Raw genomic sequence first — 20,029 nt, forward strand, 5'->3', positions numbered from 1 at the left:
CGGCCGGGACGCCCGCGTCGCGGAGTGCGTCAGCGCCGCGGAGTGCCTCGACGCCTGCGTTCCTGCCGCCGGGGATTCCGATGTTCTCGGGCAGGCACACGGTGAGCGCGCCGGGTGGGGGCGACCTCGGGGCTGCAGCCGTTGCCGACCACCACCACCCGCACGTCGACGCCCCGTTGCGCGAGGAGCGTGGCCTGCGCGGCGGATTCCTCGGCCGGGCGGTCGTTCATGGACAGCACGACGACGTCGACGCGCGGGTGGGGCACGGGTTCCTCCAGGGGGTCGCGGCCTTGTCGTGGTCAGGACGGCGAAGGGGCACGGACTCCGGTGAGGTGTTCCGCTCGGTCGGCGAAGAGCGGGGCGAGGCGCGGGTGTACTCCTCGGGAGCACGCCTGGAGCAGCTGTCCGAGGGCGACCAGCTCTCCGTGTCGGCCGGCCTCCGTGTCCAGGACGTGGGCGAACTCGTGCCGTACGCGGGCGGCGGTCGCCGGGGCGGAGAGCGAGTACGCGTGCAGCAGGCCCACGTCGTAGCCGACGGGCACGCGCCCCCAGTCCTCCCAGTCGAGCAGGACCAGGGGCGCGCGGGTGAGGTTCGCCCAGTGCAGATCGGCGTGCCCGGTGGTCGTGTCACGGATCGGGAAGGGATCGATCCCGAGGAACCGGCGGAGATTCCGGTCGATCCAGCTCTGCCGTACGGCTTCCCGGTCGGTCGGCACAGTCGCGAGCGTGCCGAGCGCGGACCTCAGCTCCGACCACCAGGCGTCGGGCAGCGTGACGTCCTGGGCCAGCGCGGGAGTGCCTCGGGTGACCGGTGGAACAGGTACGTACTCGGTGAGCTCGGCGCGGTAGGCCAGGACCGGTGAGGTCCAGTCGAGGACGCCACGGAGTCGAGGTCTCGGTACCGAGCGCGGCACGTGCGTGTCGGCACTCGCCGTGCCCTCCCAGAGCCGTCCGCCCGCCTTGTCCTTCGCGACCGACACGATCCGCGGCCAGCAGTCCCCGGCCCGGCGTCCCAGGGTGCGGCCCTGCCACCCCCACACCTCCGGCCCCGACGCGGATACCAGGAGCTGACGCGCGGCAGCCGCGTGCGCACCCCGCATCCGTTGCCTTTCTCCACGCTCCGCCGGAGCGGCGAACACGGCGTCGAACGGCTCTCGTTCCACCATCACACTCCCTCCGTCACGACACCGGCCACGGGGTGTCCAACGGGCCGGGGCGGCCGCCCGTCACGCCCTGACCATTGACACACCAGGGGCCCCGGGCTCGCCGAGGGAAAGGACGATCGACTCCCCTGGTCCGCCCTGCGGGTGCTCGGCCTCCTCGGTGCGGCCGGGAACAGGTACGCAAGCGAGGTCTCGCCCACGATCGCGGGCGCGTCCCGGTCCTTCACGATGGCGGTCACACCCGTGTCCGGGTTCTCCGATGTCCAGTGGCCGGAGCAGGCGAACGCCCTCGCCGCCCGCTCCGGCCAAGCCGGGGCGATGTCCCGGCAGCCGTACGTGATCACGCCTGCGTCGAAACCACCGCGCGGCACCAGGTGAACGGGGGCGCCGAGGGCCCCGTCCGCCTCGATGACGGTCCGGGCCATCGCCGCACGCAGTCGGCCGGCCTCGGGCGATTCCCCCGGTACCGGCCGCTGCCTCGATGCCGTTGCCTGTCCGGCTGCGACGGGGTAGACGGTCACCGGCCGCCGGCCGGGAATGACTCCGGGCCGGTGATGTTGCCGCCGGGTGCCTCGAGCATGCCGTGCCGGGAGCGGCCGAGCAGGACGCGGCCGAGCAGGACGCGGCCGCAGCCGTCGGTCACGACGGCTACGGCCCCGCTCAGGGCGTGGCCGCTGGTCGCCCGCTTCTCGACGGCCCGGGTATCGGAGCGGCAGGGGCCTCGCAAGATCAGGAAGGCCAGGCCGTCCGCGTCCAGCCGCTTCACCGTCGTCCAGCCCGCGCCGAGCAGGGTGATCTCGTCCTCGTCCAGGGCGATGGCGCGGCGTTCCTCCGGCGTACGGTCCGCGATCGGGGTGATGACGACGAGCGCTCCCCCGTCACGCAGCCGCTTGCCCAGGCCGTGCACGATCCGATCGCGGTCCCTCATGAACGGGTACACGAGGCGCATCACGATCAGGTCGTATCCGTCCTCGTGGAGCGGGGTCAGGTCGTCGCGCTCGACGTCCAACCTCAGCCAGCGCACGTTCCTGGCATCGGAATGTTGCTCGCGGGCACGGGCGATGGCGCTTTCGGCGAAGTCGCACCCGTCCACCATGTAGCCGATGCCGGCGAGGTGGGCGGCGAGCTCTCCTGTTCCGCAGCCCACGTCGAGGGCCTTGCCGCCGACAACGGGTGCGGGGGTGTGCTCGCTCCCATTGTTCGCGTGCGGTGTACGTCAACGCGTCGCTCCTCGTGGCGGGAGGGATGGAGGTCGAGGGATGGAGGTCGAGGGATGGGGGTCGAGGGATGGGGGTCACGGGCGCTGCGCCGTGCGCAGCCGGGCCAGGGTGCGCAGGCCGCGCTCCACCAGTTCGGGGTCGCCATGGGTGGCACCGTAGGAGATGCCGGAGACGGCATCGAGGACGGACAGGACGGTGAGCTGGGCGGCTTCGTCCGGGGTGAACGGGCGGCCGTATCCGTCCAGTACGGCCTGGAGAAGGTCGGGCCGGCCGTGCCACGCATCGGAGAGCCGGACGAAGTCGCGTACCGCCGGGCCGACTTCCGACCGTTCGAAGTCGATCACGTAGAGGGTGTCGGCGGCCCCGTCCCAGCGCAGGTTGCGGAGCTGGAAGTCACCGTGCGTGGGTACGCCTTCCAAGGTCTCCATGCCCGCCGCGTCCCTGGCGGTGGCACGGATGAACTCCTCGTCGCCGGGCGAGAGATGGGGACGGGCCCCGGTCAGGTGCCGCTCCATCGCCCCCAGAGCCCCCAGCGGCAGCTCGCCAGCGGAGGGCCGGGCCGGAGCGCTGTGGTGGATGGTCGCCGCGACCTGCCCGATGCGGTGGAAGATCCGGCGCTGTTGCTCGGGCGGGTGGAGGGCGCCGTGCAGGGTCCGGCCGCCCACCGCCGTCAGCACGACGGCCCGCAGCGCCTGGTCGGCGGCTACCAGCCTCGGCGCCGCCGCCCCCAAGGCGGTGACCCAGCCGCGGAGCGCGCTCACCTCACGTCGGTGGAAGCGGTCGTTCTGGTGGATCTTGACGTACCACTCGCCGCCTTCGGACCCGTCCACCCGCCAGACCCGGCTCTCCTCGCGTGGCCAGGACACATCCGTCCAGCCGGCGATCCTGCCGACCGCCCGCTCGGCGAACGCGCGTACCGCCTGTTCCGGAGCCGCACCGCGAGGCGCACCGCGCGGTGCGGGGTCGTGCACCAGGACCAGCCGGTCGACGGACCGGTCGTACGCGATCGGGTCGCCGGGCTCCTGGAAGTGCACGGCCAACCGCACACCGACCCGGTAGGCGTCCAACCCGGCCCTGCAGTACGCCACCATCGGCTCCGGCAAGGCATCGAACGCGAACCACTCCATCCGGTCGCAGACCTCCGGCTCCATGACCTCCGGCGTACCGGACCAGGAGCGGACCTCGCAGAACACGCCCATCCGTCCGTGCCCGGACGGCGAGCGGTGATGCACGGTGACGGCGGCGCGCACGTCGTGCGGGTCCACGACGAGGCCCGTCTCCTCCCTGGTCTCGCGGACGAGCGCGGTGACGACGTCCTCGAAGGGGCCGTCGAGGTGTCCCGACGGAAGGTGCCAGTGCCCCGTGGCGTAGACGGAGCCGGCGCGGCGCGACAGCAGCACCTCCGGTCCCCGCTCTCCTTCGCGGACGGCGATCAGGTGGACGTCGACCGGGACCTTGTATCGCTCGACGGTCACCACTGACCTCCCGGGCGGCGTGCCTGCAGCGCCTCTAACACAGCGTGGGCGCGATGGCCGCCCACGTGGCAGTCGTCGCGACGAGGAGCGAGGAAGGCGGCAGCCTCGCGGAGCATGCCCCTGCCCCTGCCCCTGCCCCTGCCCCTGCCCCTGCCGGTGCCCCGCTCCCTCTCGCGAGGTGAGGGCGTCACCGGCGTGTCTCCGACTCGTCGTCGACGCCGGTGCCCTGGGCCGGCACCGAGGCCGTCTCGAACTGGCGCGCCTGTAGCTCATAGGCCTCACGGAACGCGCCGGTCCCGGTAGCGGGGTCCATCAGCTCCGCGAACGTACCGCTCTCCACGACACGACCTTCGTCGAGAACGTAGATGACATCCGCGTGCCGGGCACTGGCGAGGCGATGGGTGATCAGGACAGTGGTCTGGCCCTTGTCGGCGAGCCGGTGGATCTGGTCGAAGACACGCTGCTCGGCCGCCGCGTCGAGAGCGCTCGTGGGCTCGTCGACGATCAGCAACTCGCCCCGGCGGAACCTCGCCCGCGCGAGGCCCAGCTTCTGCCACTGGCCGCCGGAGATCTCCTGCCCGCCCTTGTAGCCCCGGCCGAGCAGCGAGTCCAGACCGCGTGGCAGCCCGGCGATCACCTCGTCGGCGCCCGCGTACGCGGAGGCGTCCTCGATGGCTTCGTCGTCCCAGCGCACGTCGCTGCGACCGATGCCGACGTTGACGCGAGCGGTGAACGGCCAGCGGAAGAAGTCCTGGGCGACGATCGCCACCCGGCTGAACAGCTGCGCCCGGTCGGCCACGGCGGTACTGACCCCGCCCCACAGGACCTCCCCGGAGCTCGGCAGCCTCACCCCGCTGAGCAGACTGACCAGCGTCGACTTGCCCGACCCGTTCTTCCCCACCAACGCCACGGTCTTGCCCCGCGGGATGACCAGGTCGACGTCCCGGAGGGACGGCGCGTCCTTGCCGGGGTAGGTGTAGGCGACCTTCTCGAACCGGATCTCGTCCGCCACCTCGGGCAGGTCCTGTCCACCCTCGGGCACGGCACGCTCGACGGCCTCCTCGCAGAGGCGTTCCAGGTCGGCGATGAACAGGGTCTCGCCCTGTACGTCGGTGATGCGCACGACCAGGTCGGTGATGCTGGCGGAGCTGGTACGGATCGCCAGCACAGCCGTGGCGGCGATGGCGAGGTCCATCCGCCCCGCCCACAGCAGAAGCCCGAGCACGCCGTACGTGGTGAGGGTCGCCAGCCCTCGGGCGGAGTCCGCGACCAGGTTCACGCGCGCGCCCGTCCACGCCAGCCGGGTCTGTTCGACCTCGCTGGTCTCCGCCATCAACCGGAAGTGGGTGAGCAGGAGGGGGGCGACGCCGTGGACGCGTACCTCGGCGGCGGCCCTCTGGTCGATCAGCAGCTGGTTCAGCAGCTTCGCGGCCCTCACGTGCTGCACGAACCTGTGCCAGCTCGTGTACCGGTGCCGGGTCATGGTGAGCGAGCCCCACGCGTTCGGCAGGGCCATCAGGAGCAGCAGCGGAAGAAGTACGGGATGGAGCACGGTCAGCACGCCGGCCGCCGCGATCAGCGAGATCAGGGAGGTCACCACGGCGGTGCAGTAGCCGACCATGCGGCGGGCGGCGTCCGCGCCCCACTGCGCGGTGTCCATCAGCCGGTGGAAGGCGTCGTCCTCGATCGCCTCGAGCTCGACCTTCGCCACCAGCCCGAGGTACCGCTCGGTCGCCACCCGCTGCGCCTTCGGCTCCAGGATTCCGGTGGCGGCGGCCGAGGCGGACTTGCAGACCGAGCCGATCACGGACAAGACCGCGACGACGACGATGGCCGGCAGCGCTGCCCGAAGCCGACCGGGTACGTCACCGGACGCGAAAAGCTCCACGAGCAGCGCGTTCACCGCGATCAGGGAGACGGCCTGTGCGATACCGCGGGCGATCTCGCTGAGCGCGACCGTGATGAACGCCCGGCGGTCGGCCTCACGCGCGAGACGGACGGCGAGGCCGACCTGCCGCGGCAGCGAGCGCCCCATCTCCCACAGCCCGAGCCCCGCCCAGGCCCCGGAGTGCGCGGCGAAGCCCTGGTCATAGGTGAGCTTCCCGCCGAACAGCAGCTGCTCCGACTCCGACGCGTCCGCGTCGACGGCCGGCTCGGTACCCGTGGCCCTGGTCATGCCCCCCACCTCGTATCCGTACGTGCTGCGCGGAGCGACTCGTCAACCAGGGACACGGGTCCCGTCGAGGCGTCGACGGGCTTGGGAACATGAGCGGCGGGAAGAGGGCGCATCGCGGTCTCCGAAGGTCGAGCTGAGGTGTCGGCTGGCTCAACGACGTGGGGACTCACCGCGAGAACAGGTGAATCGGACGCCATTCGAACCCCGGAAACAGGCGAATGCGCGTTCGTGTGCTGTACATCGACCCGTACGGGACCGGGGCCCTCCTCCGTGCGGCAGGTGGCCGAAACGCCGACTCCGAAGGCCGCCGCCCCGGAGCTCCGGGGCGGCGGCCTTCGTGGCGTCAGCCGCGCGTCAGCGTGAGGGCGGTCGTGTCGTAGCGGGTGACCGTGGTCGGGTAGTCCCGGTCGTCGGCCGTGGCGTACGTGTTGAGGGTGGCGGCTCCGGGCTGGAAGGTGGCCGTGGGGTCGATGTTGCTCGGGAAGGACGTGGTCCAGGGGACCGGGCCGCCCGGCTGGCAGGGCACGAGCAGGTTCTCGTGGGAGCCGGTGGCGGCGCCCTTCTTCTGGGTCTGCTGGGCGCTGACGTTGAGGGTGACGTACGCCGTCTTGTTGCAGGTGACCGTGCCGCCGACGGTGATCTCGCCGGTGCGGGTGTCGACCGTGCCGGCGGGGTTCAGGCCGACGTCGACCGTGAGGACGGCGGGCGGCTCGGGCATCCGGGCGTGGAGTTCGCCGCGTACGGGAAGGGTGGCTCCGGTGCAGGTGCGCTCGAAGGTGGCGTCGATCTCGCGGATGTAGCCGTACGGGCCGTACGCGATGTGCGAGACGGTGAAGGAGCCCGTGCCGCTCTCGCAGTAGCGGTCGCCGGAGAACTGGAGCTGCGGGTCCTCGGGTCCGGCCTCGGGCCAGCTGCGGGTGTTCGTGTACGTGACGCCCTCCTGGAGCTTCTGGCCGTACGGCGCCGACATGTGGAGGGACCAGCGCTCGCCCTCCGGGGTCACCGCCGTGACGCCGGCGGCGGACTGGGAGGTGGGGCCCGAGACGTCGAACATGTCGGTCGTCTCGGGGGTCAGGGTGTGGGACTGGCCGCCGGAGATGTACTCGCCGGGGTCGCCGGCGAAGGTGAGGGTGCCCGTGACGGCCTCGTGGGCCTGTGCCGTACCCGTCAGCGGGGCCGCCGTCACCGCGAGGGTCACCGCCGCCGTGAGAACGGCCGCCGCGCGGGCGAGGCGGGTGGTGCGGGTGGTGTTCATGGAGTGGTGCTCCTTGTGCCGTGAGTGGTGCGGTACGTGAACATCGGTGGCTGTCGTGAGGGCCATGCTTCGCCTGGCAGGTACCTGACAGGCGCATGGCCGTGGGGGTGGCGGAATGATCTCCTCAACAGCACCCCGGAAAGCTAACAGCGGGCACTGACACCGCCGGGGCCGGAGCGTCAGGCGACCGGCCCAGTTCCGCGCGCGCGTGCGGTGAAGGCCTGGTGAGCTGTGCTGGGAGATCTCCGGTGCCTGCGTATCCGGGCACACCCGGTACGTCCGGGCTCCCGGAGCGTATGGAGGAGGAATCCGTGCCGGACCCCACGACGTCCTACGCCGACCTGCGCGCGCTGGTGATCAACTGCACCCTCAAACGTTCCCCCGAGCGCAGCCACACGCAGGGGCTGATCGACATCAGCACCGGGATCATGGAGCGCCAGGGCGTGCGGGTCGACGTGCTGCGGGCGGTGGACATCGACATCGCGACCGGTGTCTGGCCGGACATGACGGAACACGGGTGGGAGACCGACGAGTGGCCGGTCGTCTACTCGCAGGTGATGGCCGCCGACATCCTGACCCTGGCGGGGCCCGTGTGGCTGGGTGACAACTCCTCCGTCATGAAGAAGGTGATCGAGCGGCTGTACGCCTGTTCGTCGATCCTCAACGAGCGCGGCCAGTACGCCTATTACGGTCGTGTCGGCGGCTGCCTGATCACCGGCAACGAGGACGGCGCCAAGCACTGCGCGATGAACGTCCTCTACAGCCTCCAGCACCTCGGATACGTCATTCCGCCGCAGGGCGACGCGGGGTGGGTCGGCCCGGCCGGCCCTGGACCGTCGTATCTCGACCCCGGCTCGGGCGGGCCGGAGAACGACTTCACGAACCGCAACACGACCTTCATGACCTGGAACCAGCTCCACCTCGCCCGCATGCTCAGGGACAGCGGCGGCATCCCCGCCTACGGGAACCAGCGCTCCGAGTGGGACGCCGGCTGCCGGTTCGACTTCGAGAACCCCGAACACCGCTGAGCTCGGGCCGGAACGGTCGCTGATGACGATACGGCTCCGCCCGGCCCTGCTATGCCGGGCCGGGCGGAGTCGCAGGAGCTGTCAGATGCCGCGGACCTCCTGGGTGAAGCGTTCGGCCAGGGCCTCGTAGTAGCGCTGGTTCGGGTACCTCTTGCCCGTTCCCGTCTCCGTGAAGAGGTACCTGTCCGCGTTCAGCGGGCCCGTAGCGGTGCCGTCGGCGGAGACCGCCGCCGCGAAGTCGACCGATCCGTCGGCGTTGCCGCCGAGCGCCGGGCCGTCGCCGGTGCAGGCGCCGGCCGTCGGGTCCGAACGGCCGCACAGGATGTAGTTGTTCACCGCGCGGCGCACGGTGTCCTGTCCGGCCGTCATGGACAGGCTGTGCGGGATGGTCGCGACCTGTACGTCGATCTTGCTGGAGAAGCCCGCCTTCTCGTCGACGTACCGCTGACGGATCTGCTGTGCCAGCGCGGACAGTCGCTGCTGGATGTCCGTGGCCGAGGCGTTGTTCAGGATGTCCGACGCGCCCGTGGAGATGAGCACCTTCCTGACGTTGGCCTGGCTCAGCACGACACGGTCGACCGGGTTCGTCGCGCTCGGCGGGCTCAGCCGTTCCGGGCTGCCGGACAGGGCCGGGAGCAGGTTGTTGTTCACGTTCCAGCTGTTGCGGCCGAGGTTGAGCACCCCGTACGGCTTGGGGTTCTCGATGGGCTCCGCCGCGTACTCGGCGGAGACCCGGTCGTAGATCAGGTCCGACAGGTGGTGGGCGTTGTCACCGGTGGTCGTGTCGCTGTTGACCGTCTGGTCGCCGTACAGGGCCAGCGCGCCGTTGTTGTGCTCGGTCGGCGTGACGTCGACAGCCGCCAGGTACGGGAAGGAGGACCTCTTCCCGGTGAACTCGACGGCCTCGGTGTCGGCCGTGTGGTCGCCCGAGCCCGGTGCGGTGGTCCAGATCGGGGCCTGCGCGTCGTTGTGCACCGGGACGTTCGGGACCTGGCCGCCGATGTTGAGGCTGACCAGGAGCGTGCTCTTCTCGACCACCTCCATGGTCACGGGGTCGCTCGTCACCTCGCTGCCGGAGGGGATGGTCACGGAGGTGGATCCGCCGAAGGTGAGACCGATCGGGGTCCCTTCCGTCGCGGCGGTTCCGGCTGCGCCCTGCCGGGCGATGGAGACGCGCGGGAGGGTCACGGGGTGGCTGCTCACGGCGTTCGAGAGGCGGATGCGCACCTTTCCGCCGACGCTGTTGCCGACGGTGACCCGTGCGGGGATGCGGACGGTCTGCTCGTTCAAGGTGCCGCCGTTGGAGTCCAGGTTGGCACCCCAGGTGCCGTTCCAGTTCTGGGCGGTGCCCATGTCGGGGACGTACGAGGCGGTCCGGATGCCGACGCCCATCACGTGGAGGGCGGTGGTTCCGTACGTGAGCTGGTCGGTGACCACCGGGAGCCGGATCGCCTTGATCGGAAGCCCCGGGCAGGGCAGGGCGACCGAGACGGCGAAGAGCTGCGGCTTGTACGGGTCGGTGCCGCCGCCCCGCAGGTTGCGGGTGGCGAAGCCGGCGGCCCGGGCCTTCGGGTCTCCCTGCACCCAGTCGGGGACGGTGTCGAGGGTGTACGGGTGGGTGACCGAGGCGCCGCAGGGACTGGAGCCGTCGGTGTTGGGCTCGTACGTGACGGACCCACTGGCCCCCTCGACGGTCCCGGCGGTGGCGAAGGCGAGGAACACGAGCGCGTTGCCGCTGTTGGCGGCGCCCTTGGTGTCCACGGTGATCGTCTGGCCGCTGGACAGGATGTTGTCGGCCTTGCCGTCACCGTACGAGGGCAGCTTCATCGGAGCGCCGTTGATGGTGAGGGCGGTGCCGGGGGCCCAGCCGGCCTCTGTGAGCTCGCGGGCGGAGAAGCTGATGCCTCCGCCGTCGGCGTCGGCGGCGTCGTGGTTCGCGTCCGGGCTGACGGCGATGTTGTTGCGGCAGTCGGTCAGGTCGGTGAGCGTGCAGCTCGGGCTCATCAGGGCGACGCGGAGCGTGTCGATGCCGACCTGGTGTCCGCCCGACGCGGCGTTCTTGCCGGTGACCTTCACGGTGAGCGTGTGCACGCCTCGGGCCAGTTCGATGGGCTTGCCGTTGGCGCGCTTGGGCGGTCCGAAGTCACGGTAGGCCGTGGTGACGTGCCCGTTGTAGCCGTCGATGTCCGAGGCGAGGACCGCTTCCGTACCGGTGCCCTGGTCGAAGGTGATGCTGTAGCGGCCGTAGTCGTACGACTGGGTGACGTTGGCGCCGAGGGTCCAGTAGCCGGTCTTCGGCACGATGAACCGGAAGACGGCCGTGTCGCCGACGGACACGGGTCCGGCGAGCATCGCCTGTGTGTCGTTGCCCCACTTCACGGGGCAGCAGGCGTTCTGAACGATGACCCTCGCGGCGCTGTCGGCCGTGGTCCAGGTCGCGGGGCTCGTGCTGAGGGAGTCCCTGGTGTAGCCGCTCACGAGCTGGTTGCCGTGGACGAACTCGGCGCGGGTCAGACCGGCGTAGAAGCCGTGCGTGCCCTGCTGCGCGGAGGTGTGGCCGGCCTTGTCGACGGCCTTGACGTTCAGCCAGTGCGGGCCGACGACGCCGGGGGCGAAGCGGACGGAGGCGAGGGAGGCGTTGCCCGCGCTCACCCAGTACTGCTTACCCCGGACGAGGGGCTGCCCCGGGTCCCAGTTCTGCGGCGGGGACTGCTGGCTCCAGGCGGTCGAACCGAGGTCGCCGTCCAGGGAGAAGACGTAGCCGGCGACGTTGTCGACGCCGTGTGTGGTGAAGTCGAAGGTGCCCTGGTCGCTGTAGGCACCGCCGTAGCTGTCCCGGGGGAAGTCGAGGGAGGAGATCGTCGGGGTCGGTGGGGCCGTGGTGTCGACGGTGAAGGGCGACCAGTCCGACCAGTTCGACCACAGGTCGCCCTCCTCGGAGTGGATGACACCGCGCCAGGCGTAGGTGCCGTCCGGGAGGCCGCTGTAGGTGAAGGAGCCGCCGTTCGCGGTGTGCGCGGTCCACAGACCGCCCTGGTAGCCGGACGTCGGCTGCCCGTTGGACCAGTTCCAGATCTCGTACGCGGTGGCGACCTTCTCACCGGTGGGGCTGCCGCCGGTGACCCGCATGGTCACGTCGCGGGAGTTCACGTATTCGGTGCCGAAGGCGTTCACCGTCGGGGTGGTCTGGCGGTCGTTGTTGATGTACGGCCTGAGGAAGTAGGTGACCGTCCAGTACGTCTTGGTCGGGTCGATCTTCTTCCACTCGTACTTGTCCGACTCGTTCTGCGCCTTGACCATGAAGGTCCGGCGGCCGCCATCGGCCGCGCCCTGGGCGGCGGCCTGGACGTCGTACGGCACGACGTCGTCCCCGCAGGCGTCCCAGCCCTTGCACGAGGTCTCGGCCCGGATGTACCAGGGGTCGCCCGGCTGGCTGTTCCAGGCGAGGTTGCCCGGGATGTCCTGGGAGAGCCAGACCTCGGTGGGCTCGGCCACGGAGTTCGCGGCCTTGAAGAAGAAGGGACGGAAAGAGGCGGAGGTGACCTTCCCGCCGCGGATGCCGTCGACGTTCATGGAGAACCAGGAGCGGGCCGTCGAGTTGCAGTACGAACCGCAGCCTTCCCAGTTGCCGAGGAAGCCGACGCGGGCCTCGGTGCCGCTGGTCGCCTTCCAGCCCATGCTGTTGATCGAGGCCCAGCTGGTGACGGAGGGGTAGCCCTGCCAGACCGGGTCGATATAGAGGGGGTAGACCACGTCGGGGCTCTTCAGGAGCTCCTTGCCGGGGACGAGCGAGATGCTGCCGTCCCGTACGGTCATGGCCATCCGGGTGTGGTGCGCACCGGCTCCCGGGCCGCGAACGCTGGAGCGGGTCCGGTCGTTGCCCGAGCCCTTGGCCGAGGAGTCCCAGACGAGGGGCGGGTCGGCCTGGAAGACCGTGCGGCCGCTCTTGTCCTTGGCGACGACGTCGCCGCTGCCGTTCTCCGAGAGGCTGACCCCCTCGGTGTCCGTGCCGATCCGCAGGTTCGCGAGGGCGGGATCGGCCGCCGCCTCGGCGGTCTTCACGACGAGGACGTGCCGGAATCCGTCGGCGTTCGCCGTGACGGCGAGGTCGACGTCCGGGAGGACCGAGCGGTACGTCGCGGTGTCGCCGGCCACGACGGGAGCGGGCAGCTCGCCCGGCCAGTCGAGGGAGACCTTCTTGCCGTCGCGGACCATCGTCACGAGGGGTCCGGTGCCGTCTCCGGAGAAGGACACCTCGGTGACGCTCGCGGCGGGCGCGAGCCGCCCGTCCGCCCGGCGCCCGAGCGTGGTGTCGACCGGAACCCACGTCCGGCCCTTCCGCGCCCGGACCGGCTCGGCGTTCTGGGTCATCGTAAACGAGCCGTCGGGGTTCGCGACGGTCCGGGTGCTCTCGGTGGTGAGCGTCTCGACGGGCACGGTCTTGCCGGACACCCGGGCCCGGTCGGTCGCCGCTTCCTGCGCTCGTCGGACGGCCGCGGGTTCCTGCTCGACCGCCTTCCCGATGCCGCCGGGTGCGATCGGTCCGTTCGCCTTCCCCCCGGTCGCGTGCTTCTGCGTCGCGGCCGTCGGCGCCTTGGCGGACGGCGTCACTCCGGGCGCGGGAGTGGTGGGTGTCGTCCCGCCCGTCAGTGCTCCGGCCGGTGCGGCCGCGCCGGCGAGCAGGCCCGCCGCGAGGGCGAGCGCCGTGGCACCGGAGCCGGGGCGAAGCAGGCTGGTCATCCGCGACCGCGGGTCGCGGGCATGTCTGAAGAAGGCCATGTGGCCGAGTTCCCATCCCCTGTTGGGGCGCGCCGACTTGTCCGGCGGCGCCCATTGACAGCATTCTGCGGCTCAGCGTCAGAAAACCTGTCTGGTTTCCAACTCCGTGTCGCAGCAGGGGACATGCATGTGTCCGGTTTTACACAGGCTTGTCGACACATGAAGGCTTCACAGTAACCAACTTGTGATCTTGGGGATTTGATCACGCCTGACAGGATGTCGACGCACATCAGCGCACTTGACTGGAGAGAAGGTCGTCGTGGGGGAAGGCGCGTTCCGTCGTCTGCACCGAAGAAAAATGGGGGTGTTGACTTCCGTTTCGGTGGTGGCAGTCAGCTCCCTTCTGATATCGGGGTTCACTCCGATCCAGGGGGCCGAATCGGCCATAGCACCGAAGGCACCCCGTACCAAGCAGCTCGCATACACGCGTGCGACACCGAAGCAGGCACAGAAGCCTGTCGGCTACGCAAAGTTCGATCCCAGCCGCGCCGCGTCCGTACCGGCCGCGAGCTCCACGGTCGTGGAACTCCCTTCCGCACGGGGGAAGAAGGCGGAGCTCCTCGGGGCGAGCGCCGGTGACCGGGTCCGAGCCGGTCGGCTCCCGATCCTGCTGAGCTCCGCAACCGGCGCGTCGGCCCGGCAGGGCACCTCGCCCGTGCGGATCAAGGTGACCACCGCGAGCCGGGCGCAGGCCGAGGCCGCCGGCGTCCACGGTCTGCTCTTCACCCTCAGCCCGGAAGGCGCCGCCGACGCGGCCACTCCCGGCAGCACGACGGTCACGGTCGACCCGTCGTCCTTCCGCTCCGCCTACGGCGGCGACTACACCTCCCGGCTCCGCCTGGTACGGCTCCCGGCCTGCGCGCTCACCACGCCCGCCCGACCGGAGTGCCGCCAGCACACCCCGCTGAAGGCCGTCGCGGGCGATGCGCTCAGCGCCGACGTGAACCTGACGGACGCCCGCTCCACCGCCGCCCCGGGGGCACGCTCCACCAACGGGTCAGGTGCCCGGTCCACCACGACGTCGGCGCTATCGGCGCAGACCGCGGGCGCCACCGTCCTCGCCGCGACCTCCACCGCCGACGGCTCGGCGGGCAGCTACGAGGCGACCTCGCTCTCCCCCACCGGCACCTGGAGCGCGGGCTCCAACACCGGCGGCTTCACGTACAAGTACCCGATCGCGGTTCCGCCCGCCGTCGGCGGTCCCACTCCGGACGTGTCACTGAGCTACGACTCGTCCCTCCAGGACGGCCGTACCAACGCCACCAACAACCAGTCCTCGTGGCTGGGTGACGGCTGGACCTCGTCGGAGTCGTACATCGAGCGCAGCTACCGTCCCTGCGCGGACGATCCCTCCGCGGGGGCGCCCGCGGACTCCGGCGACCTGTGCTGGGGCGGGCAGGTCCTGAGCCTCTCGCTCAACGGGTCGACCACCCAGATCGTCTACGACGGCACCACCTTCCGCCCCATGGCGGACAGCGCCACCACGAAGGTCGAGCGGCTCTTCCTCTCCGGCGGCGCGTCCAACGGCACGCGCAACGGCGAGTACTTCAAGGTCACCGAGAACGGCATCGCGTACTACTTCGGCCTCAACCAGCTGCCCGGCCACGCCGCCGGGAAGGAGGAGACCGGATCCGCCTGGACGGTGCCCGTCCACCGGACGCCGGAGAGCGCCTGCCAGGGTGCGACGCTGGCCGCGACGGCCTGCCTGCTGGGCTGGCGCTGGAACCTCGACTACGTGGTCGATCCGCACGGCAACGCCACGGCGTACTACTACCAGCCGGAGACCAACCACTACCGCGCGGCCGGCACCACGACCGGCAGCTCGTACACGCGCGGCGGCTACCTGCGCCGGATCGACTACGGGATGACGTCGGCGACCGTGAACACGGGGACCGCGCCCCTCCAGGTCGTCTTCGAGGTCAAGGAGCGCTGCATCCCCGGCGTCCCGGCGGGGTCGACCTGCGAGGAGAACGAGTTCTCCGCGCACACCGCCTGGTGGCCGGACACCCCCGGTGACCTCGACTGCAAGGCCGGGGCGGTCTGCACCGTCTCGTCCCCCTCGTTCTGGTCCCGCAAGCGCCTGACCGGCATCACCACGCAGGTGACGACCGGTGGTGTCACCAAGCCCGTCGACGCCTACGCGTTCACCCAGGCGTTCCCCGACGGCGGCGACCACGCGCCCACCCTGTGGCTGCAGAGCATCAAGCGCACCGGCACGGACACCACCGAGGACAACCCCACGCCCGTGGAGATGCCCGCGCTCGACTTCGGCAAGCCCGCGCAGCTGGCGAACCGCGTCGGCACGGTGAGCGGCCAGCCCGCGATGTACCACGACCGGATCCAGTCGATCACGACGGAGACCGGTGCCAAGATCACGGTCACGTACAACCCGGTCACCTGCACCCCGGCCAACGTGCCGGGCGATCCGGCCGCGAACACCCTGCCGTGCTTCCCGGTCCTCTGGCAGCCGCCGGGCTTCTCCTCGAAGCAGAAGGACTGGTTCCACAAGTACTCGGTGGCCAGCGTCCGCACCCAGGACCTCAACACCGACAACCAGGACGGCACCTACCCGAGCCTGCTCACCACCTACCGCTACCTCGGCGGTGTCGCCTGGCACCACGACGACTCGGACTTCGCCGCTGAAGGGACGCGTACCTACAGCCAGTTCCGCGGGTATGCGGCAGTGGAGACCCGCAGCGGTGACACCTCCGTGTTCCACCGTCGCAACGGCGCCCGCGTCGACGACCGGCTGACGAGGACGAAGACGGTCTACTTCCGCGGGATGAGCCGCAACACTCCTGACGGCAGCGGCGGTTCGCAGATCGTCCTCAGCTCCGGGGACAACCGGTTCAGCCACGAGGACCGCGACGAGCTGAACGGCCTGCCGTTCGAGGAGATCTCCTACCTCGGCGACACGGACACCGTCACCTCGTCACGCGTCTCCCTGCCGACCAGTATCGGCCCCACCGCCACCCGCACGCGCAGCGGTCTGCGCCCGGTGTCGGCCTTCATGGTCCGCACCGCCCGGGTCCACGAGCGGCAGGCCGTCTCGTACGGCTGGCGCGACACGGAGAGCGCCACCTTCTACGACACCGCTCCCGGCAGCGCCACGGCGGGTCTCGCCGTCCACGAGGTGGACCGCGGGGAACCGACGGCGAGCGGCAACACGGCCGTGTGCACTTGGCACGCCTATGCCGTCAACTCCGCCCAGGCCATGGCCCTGGAGGCGGAGACGGTCCGCACGGCGCAGGACTGCAACGGCCAGGACGACACCCGTTCCGGCACCCTGCTGTCCCACAGCCGCACCTCCTACGACGGCAACGCGTTCACGCGCGAGGGCCTGTCCGGAGGCACCGCCCCGACACGGGGTCTCGCCACCACCGAGGAGGTCGGCAAGACTGCCTCCGGCTCCGAGGCCGGCGCCTTCACGGTGGCCGCGCGCCACACCTACGACAGCCACGGACGCCCGCTCACCGAGACCCGCACCCCGGACTCGAAGGCTCCCGACGGCAGCAGCCTCGCCCGTACGACGGCCAAGGTCTACACCCCGGCCACCGGTCTGCCGACCAGCGTGCAGACCAAGGAACAGGTGACCGGCGGTGCCACGCCGACCTATCACGTCTCCACGGACACGGTGACGCCCGGACGCGGTCAGCCGACCGAGAAGATCGACATCGCGGGGACCCGGACGAGCCTTCGGTACGACGGCCTCGGGCGCATCACCTCCGTCTGGCTGCCCACGCAGTCCAAGGCGGCGGGGCAGCCGGCCACGCAGCGCTTCACGTACCGGATCAACCCGGCCGCGCCCAGCGCGATCGTCACCAGCAGCCTGCTCGAGAACGGCTCCTACGCGGACAGCGTCGCGCTCTTCGACGCTTTGGCACGAACCCGCCAGACGCAGACCCGGGGCGAGAACGGGGCGATGCTCGTCTCTGACGTCCAGTACGACTCGCACGGCTGGACCGTACGGACCAACAACCGCTACAGCCTGGCCGGTTCGCCCGGGACGACGCTGCTCAAGGTCGCCCAGTCGGACGTACCGAGCAGCACGGTCACGGACTACGACGGTCTGGGCCGTGTCACGGCCACCCACGAGGAGTCCGAGGGCGTCGTCGCGACCGGCATGAGCACGACGACCGCGCACACCGGCGACACCACGGTCACCGTGCCGCTCGCGGGCGGCGTCACCACCCGGACGGTCACCGACGCGCGGGGCCGGCGCACCGAGCTCGGCCAGTACACCGCGCCGCCCACCCTCACCGGCGACCCGACCACCGGGTACACGGCTACCGGCGGCACCCTCGCGCGGACCGCGTTCACCTACACGCCGACCGGCGAACCGGCCACGACCACCGGCCCGGACGGCAGCGTCTGGTCCTCGGAGTACGACCTCCTGGGCCGCCGCACCGTCCAGCTCGACCCCGACGCCGGACGGATGACCTCGACCTACGACGACGCGGGCAACCTCGTCGCCGCCAAGGACGCCCGCGGCAGGGAGACCACCTACACGTACGACCTCTCCGGCCGGAAGCTCACCGCCGTCGACAAGACCAACAACAACTTCAAGTTCGGCGTCTGGAAGTACGACAGCGTACGGCCCGGAAAGCTCACCTACGCCGCGCGCTACGTGCCCAACGTGAGCGGCCCGTACGTCATCCACAACACCGGGTTCACGGCGCTCGGCAAGTCCACCGGGACGAAGCTCCAGCTCCCCGCGAGCGAGGCCCCGCTCCCCAGCGAGTACGTCACCAGCTACGCCTACTCCCCCGCCACCGAGCAGCTGCTCACCGCGCGCTCGCCCGGTGTCGGCGGCCTCCTCGCCGAGGACGTCGTCTACGGGTACAACGCGCTGGGCAGGGTCACGGGCGTCACCGCCCCCGGCGTGAAGGCCACCACGGACCTCACGGACGACGGGCTGCCCTCCCGGACCACCCTCGGCAGCTCCGACAACCCGTCGTGGGCGACGTACCGCTACGACGACCAGACCCGCCGGCTGCTGCAGACCTCCGCGTACCGCAACCAGTTCCCGCACCTGGTCGACGACACCACGTACACCTACGACCCGGCCGGCAACCCGACCTCCGTCACCGGTCTCCGGTCGGAGACGGGCCCGACCCTGACCGACAGGCAGTGCTTCCAGTACGACGCGCTGAACCGGCTCTCCGAGGCGTGGACGGCGGCCGGGTCCTGCCCCGCCGCCGGCACGGCACCGGCGGCCGGCGGCATCGCCGCGGGAACGGCCGCCTACTGGCAGTCCTTCCGGTACGACCTCCTCGGCAACCGCACCTCGTCGGTGGAGCACGCCACCGGTGGCCAGAGCGGCGACACCACCACGACGTACACCAACGGCTGCGCCGGCGACGCCACCCAGTGCCCCTTCGGGCGGCAGCCGCACGCCCTGACCTCGGTCAGCACCAGCGGCCCCGGTGGGAGCACGACCACCTCGTTCACCAACAACGCCATCGGCGCCCTCAGCTCCCGCACGCCGTCCGCCGGCACGAAGCAGGACCTGACCTGGGGTGCCGAAGGGAGGCTGGACCGGATCGCGCACGGCACGACCGACACCACGTTCGTCTACGACGCCGACGGCAACCAGCTGATCCGTCGTGACCCCGGCACGACCACACTGTTCATCGGCAACACCCAGATCGTCGTCAACACCGCGGTCACCCCCAAGGTGATCAAGGGCGCGGTCCGGGACTACCGCATCGACGGCAGGCAGGTGGCCGTCGCCTCGACGCTGCCCGCCGGAGGCACGCACTACGTGTTCGCCGACCCGCAGGGCACCGCCACCCTCGCCCTCGACAGCACCACCCAGCAGGTCACCCGCAAGCTCTACAAGCCCTACGGCGAGAGCCGGGGAACGGCAACCGGCTGGCCTGACCCGTCACGCGGGTTCCTCGGCGCCCCGGTCGAGGCGACGGCGGGCTACAGCGACGTCGGCGCCCGCAAGTACGACCCGGCCCTCGGTCGCTTCCTCAGCGCCGACCCGCTCTTCACCACCACCGATCCGCAGCAGCTCGGCGGCTACAACTACGCGGGCAGCAACCCGGTGACGCGCAGCGACCCGTCGGGCCTGATCGCGTACGACGACTTCACCGGGATCGCGGACGGCAACAAGGAGAACTTCACGGAGAAGGTGGTCAAGAAGACGGAGGAGATCCTCGTCAAGACCTGGGACTACTGCACCACCTGCAACATCCCCTCGGGCGTCGACTGGTCGCGGTACATCAAGCAGGCGCCGAAGATCCCCCACACGACCAGCACGTACCACCGACTGGTCAGCGCGGAGGACTACACGGACCTGGCGACCTCCTACGGCTACGTCGGCAGCGCCGGCGGCGATCAGGAGCGCCGGATCAACTTCAAGCAGGGTTTCGAGTCCGAGGTCATGGAGTCGTACGAGGAATCCAGCATGCACGGGCTGGACATCGACCTCGGCGTCGAAGGCACGATCATGGTCGTGGGGGTGGCGCTCGGTCTGACCCAGACCAACGAGTGGGAAGAGACCAAAGGCAAGGAGAAGACCAACACCACGAGTGGGGAGACCGAGAACGAGGTCAAGTTGTTCCCGAAGAAGGGGGAAAGCTACGGACTCTCCCCGGCAGGCCGCATGCTCGTCTTCGAGACCACGGCCTACAAGGGCAACGCGATGACCAAGACCAAGTGGGCGGTCTTCGAGATCTCCAACTGGGACGGCATCGTCGGCTACCCGAAGCCGCCGTTGAGGCGGATCAGCGCCGGAGGCCCCTCGCGGTAAACCCTTGTGGACGCACGTCCTTGGGGACGCGCGCCGTCACATGACGGCATCACACACGACGGGCCCCGACATCCAGTCGGGGCCCGTCCCGTGTTCGGCGCGGAGTCGGGTGCGAAGTTCGGTGCGAAGTTCAGCGCACGAGCGACAGGCAATGCGTATGGGTACCAAGTTGG

The 20,029-nt window shown here is 70.6% G+C and carries 8 protein-coding genes; 2 read left to right on the forward strand and 6 right to left on the reverse strand.

Annotated elements, in window-relative coordinates:
* Positions 1-299: 299 nt before the first annotated feature.
* The 5 genes from ACFC0Z_RS08010 to ACFC0Z_RS08030 form a co-directional block, all read right to left on the reverse strand.
* Positions 300-1,100 (reverse strand): hypothetical protein, encoded by an 801-nt coding sequence (locus ACFC0Z_RS08010; protein WP_376433990.1) that lies wholly within the window; start codon positions 1,098-1,100, stop codon positions 300-302.
* 580 nt (positions 1,101-1,680) lie between these two features.
* Complete coding sequence (locus ACFC0Z_RS08015; RefSeq protein ID WP_376433992.1) at positions 1,681-2,310, reverse strand: class I SAM-dependent methyltransferase; 630 nt, start codon at positions 2,308-2,310, stop codon at positions 1,681-1,683.
* Between the two features lie 147 nt (positions 2,311-2,457).
* Positions 2,458-3,858, reverse strand: coding sequence for a phosphotransferase (locus ACFC0Z_RS08020; protein WP_376433994.1), 1,401 nt, complete (start codon positions 3,856-3,858; stop codon positions 2,458-2,460).
* Between the two features lie 187 nt (positions 3,859-4,045).
* Positions 4,046-6,034, reverse strand: coding sequence for an ABC transporter ATP-binding protein (locus ACFC0Z_RS08025; RefSeq protein ID WP_376433996.1), 1,989 nt, complete (start codon positions 6,032-6,034; stop codon positions 4,046-4,048).
* 343 nt (positions 6,035-6,377) lie between these two features.
* The gene (locus tag ACFC0Z_RS08030; RefSeq protein ID WP_376433998.1) at positions 6,378-7,289 is read right to left on the reverse strand and encodes a hypothetical protein; all 912 of its coding nucleotides are present in this window, start codon (positions 7,287-7,289) and stop codon (positions 6,378-6,380) included.
* 296 nt (positions 7,290-7,585) lie between these two features.
* Here ACFC0Z_RS08030 and ACFC0Z_RS08035 point away from each other — a divergent pair, with 296 nt between their 5' ends.
* Positions 7,586-8,317: a flavodoxin family protein gene (locus ACFC0Z_RS08035; protein ID WP_376434000.1), complete on the forward strand. Its 732-nt coding sequence runs from the start codon at positions 7,586-7,588 to the stop codon at positions 8,315-8,317.
* An 81-nt stretch (positions 8,318-8,398) separates the two neighbouring features.
* Here the strand turns inward: ACFC0Z_RS08035 and ACFC0Z_RS08040 are convergent, their stop codons facing one another.
* Entirely contained in the window at positions 8,399-13,057 is a 4,659-nt protein-coding gene (locus tag ACFC0Z_RS08040; protein WP_376434002.1) for a hypothetical protein, read from the reverse strand.
* Positions 13,058-13,616: 559 nt separating this feature from the next.
* Here ACFC0Z_RS08040 and ACFC0Z_RS08045 point away from each other — a divergent pair.
* A complete protein-coding gene (locus tag ACFC0Z_RS08045; RefSeq protein ID WP_376434003.1) occupies positions 13,617-19,856 on the forward strand; it encodes an RHS repeat domain-containing protein in 6,240 nt (2,079 codons plus the stop codon).
* Positions 19,857-20,029: the final 173 nt, after the last annotated feature.

It is taken from the genome of Streptomyces sp. NPDC056144 (genome assembly GCF_042264145.1).
In the GTDB taxonomy this organism is placed as follows: domain Bacteria; phylum Actinomycetota; class Actinomycetes; order Streptomycetales; family Streptomycetaceae; genus Streptomyces.

What these genes read in the sequence shown, in the direction of transcription:
- ACFC0Z_RS08010 (WP_376433990.1), bottom strand. Translation starts at nt 1,100, where the DNA reads ATGCGGGGTGCGCACGCGGCTGCCGCGCGTCAGCTCCTGGTATCCGCG.
- ACFC0Z_RS08025 (WP_376433996.1), bottom strand. Translation starts at nt 6,034, where the DNA reads ATGACCAGGGCCACGGGTACCGAGCCGGCCGTCGACGCGGACGCGTCG.
- ACFC0Z_RS08030 (WP_376433998.1), bottom strand. Translation starts at nt 7,289, where the DNA reads ATGAACACCACCCGCACCACCCGCCTCGCCCGCGCGGCGGCCGTTCTC.
- ACFC0Z_RS08035 (WP_376434000.1), top strand. Translation starts at nt 7,586, where the DNA reads ATGGAGGAGGAATCCGTGCCGGACCCCACGACGTCCTACGCCGACCTG.
- ACFC0Z_RS08040 (WP_376434002.1), bottom strand. Translation starts at nt 13,057, where the DNA reads ATGACCAGCCTGCTTCGCCCCGGCTCCGGTGCCACGGCGCTCGCCCTC.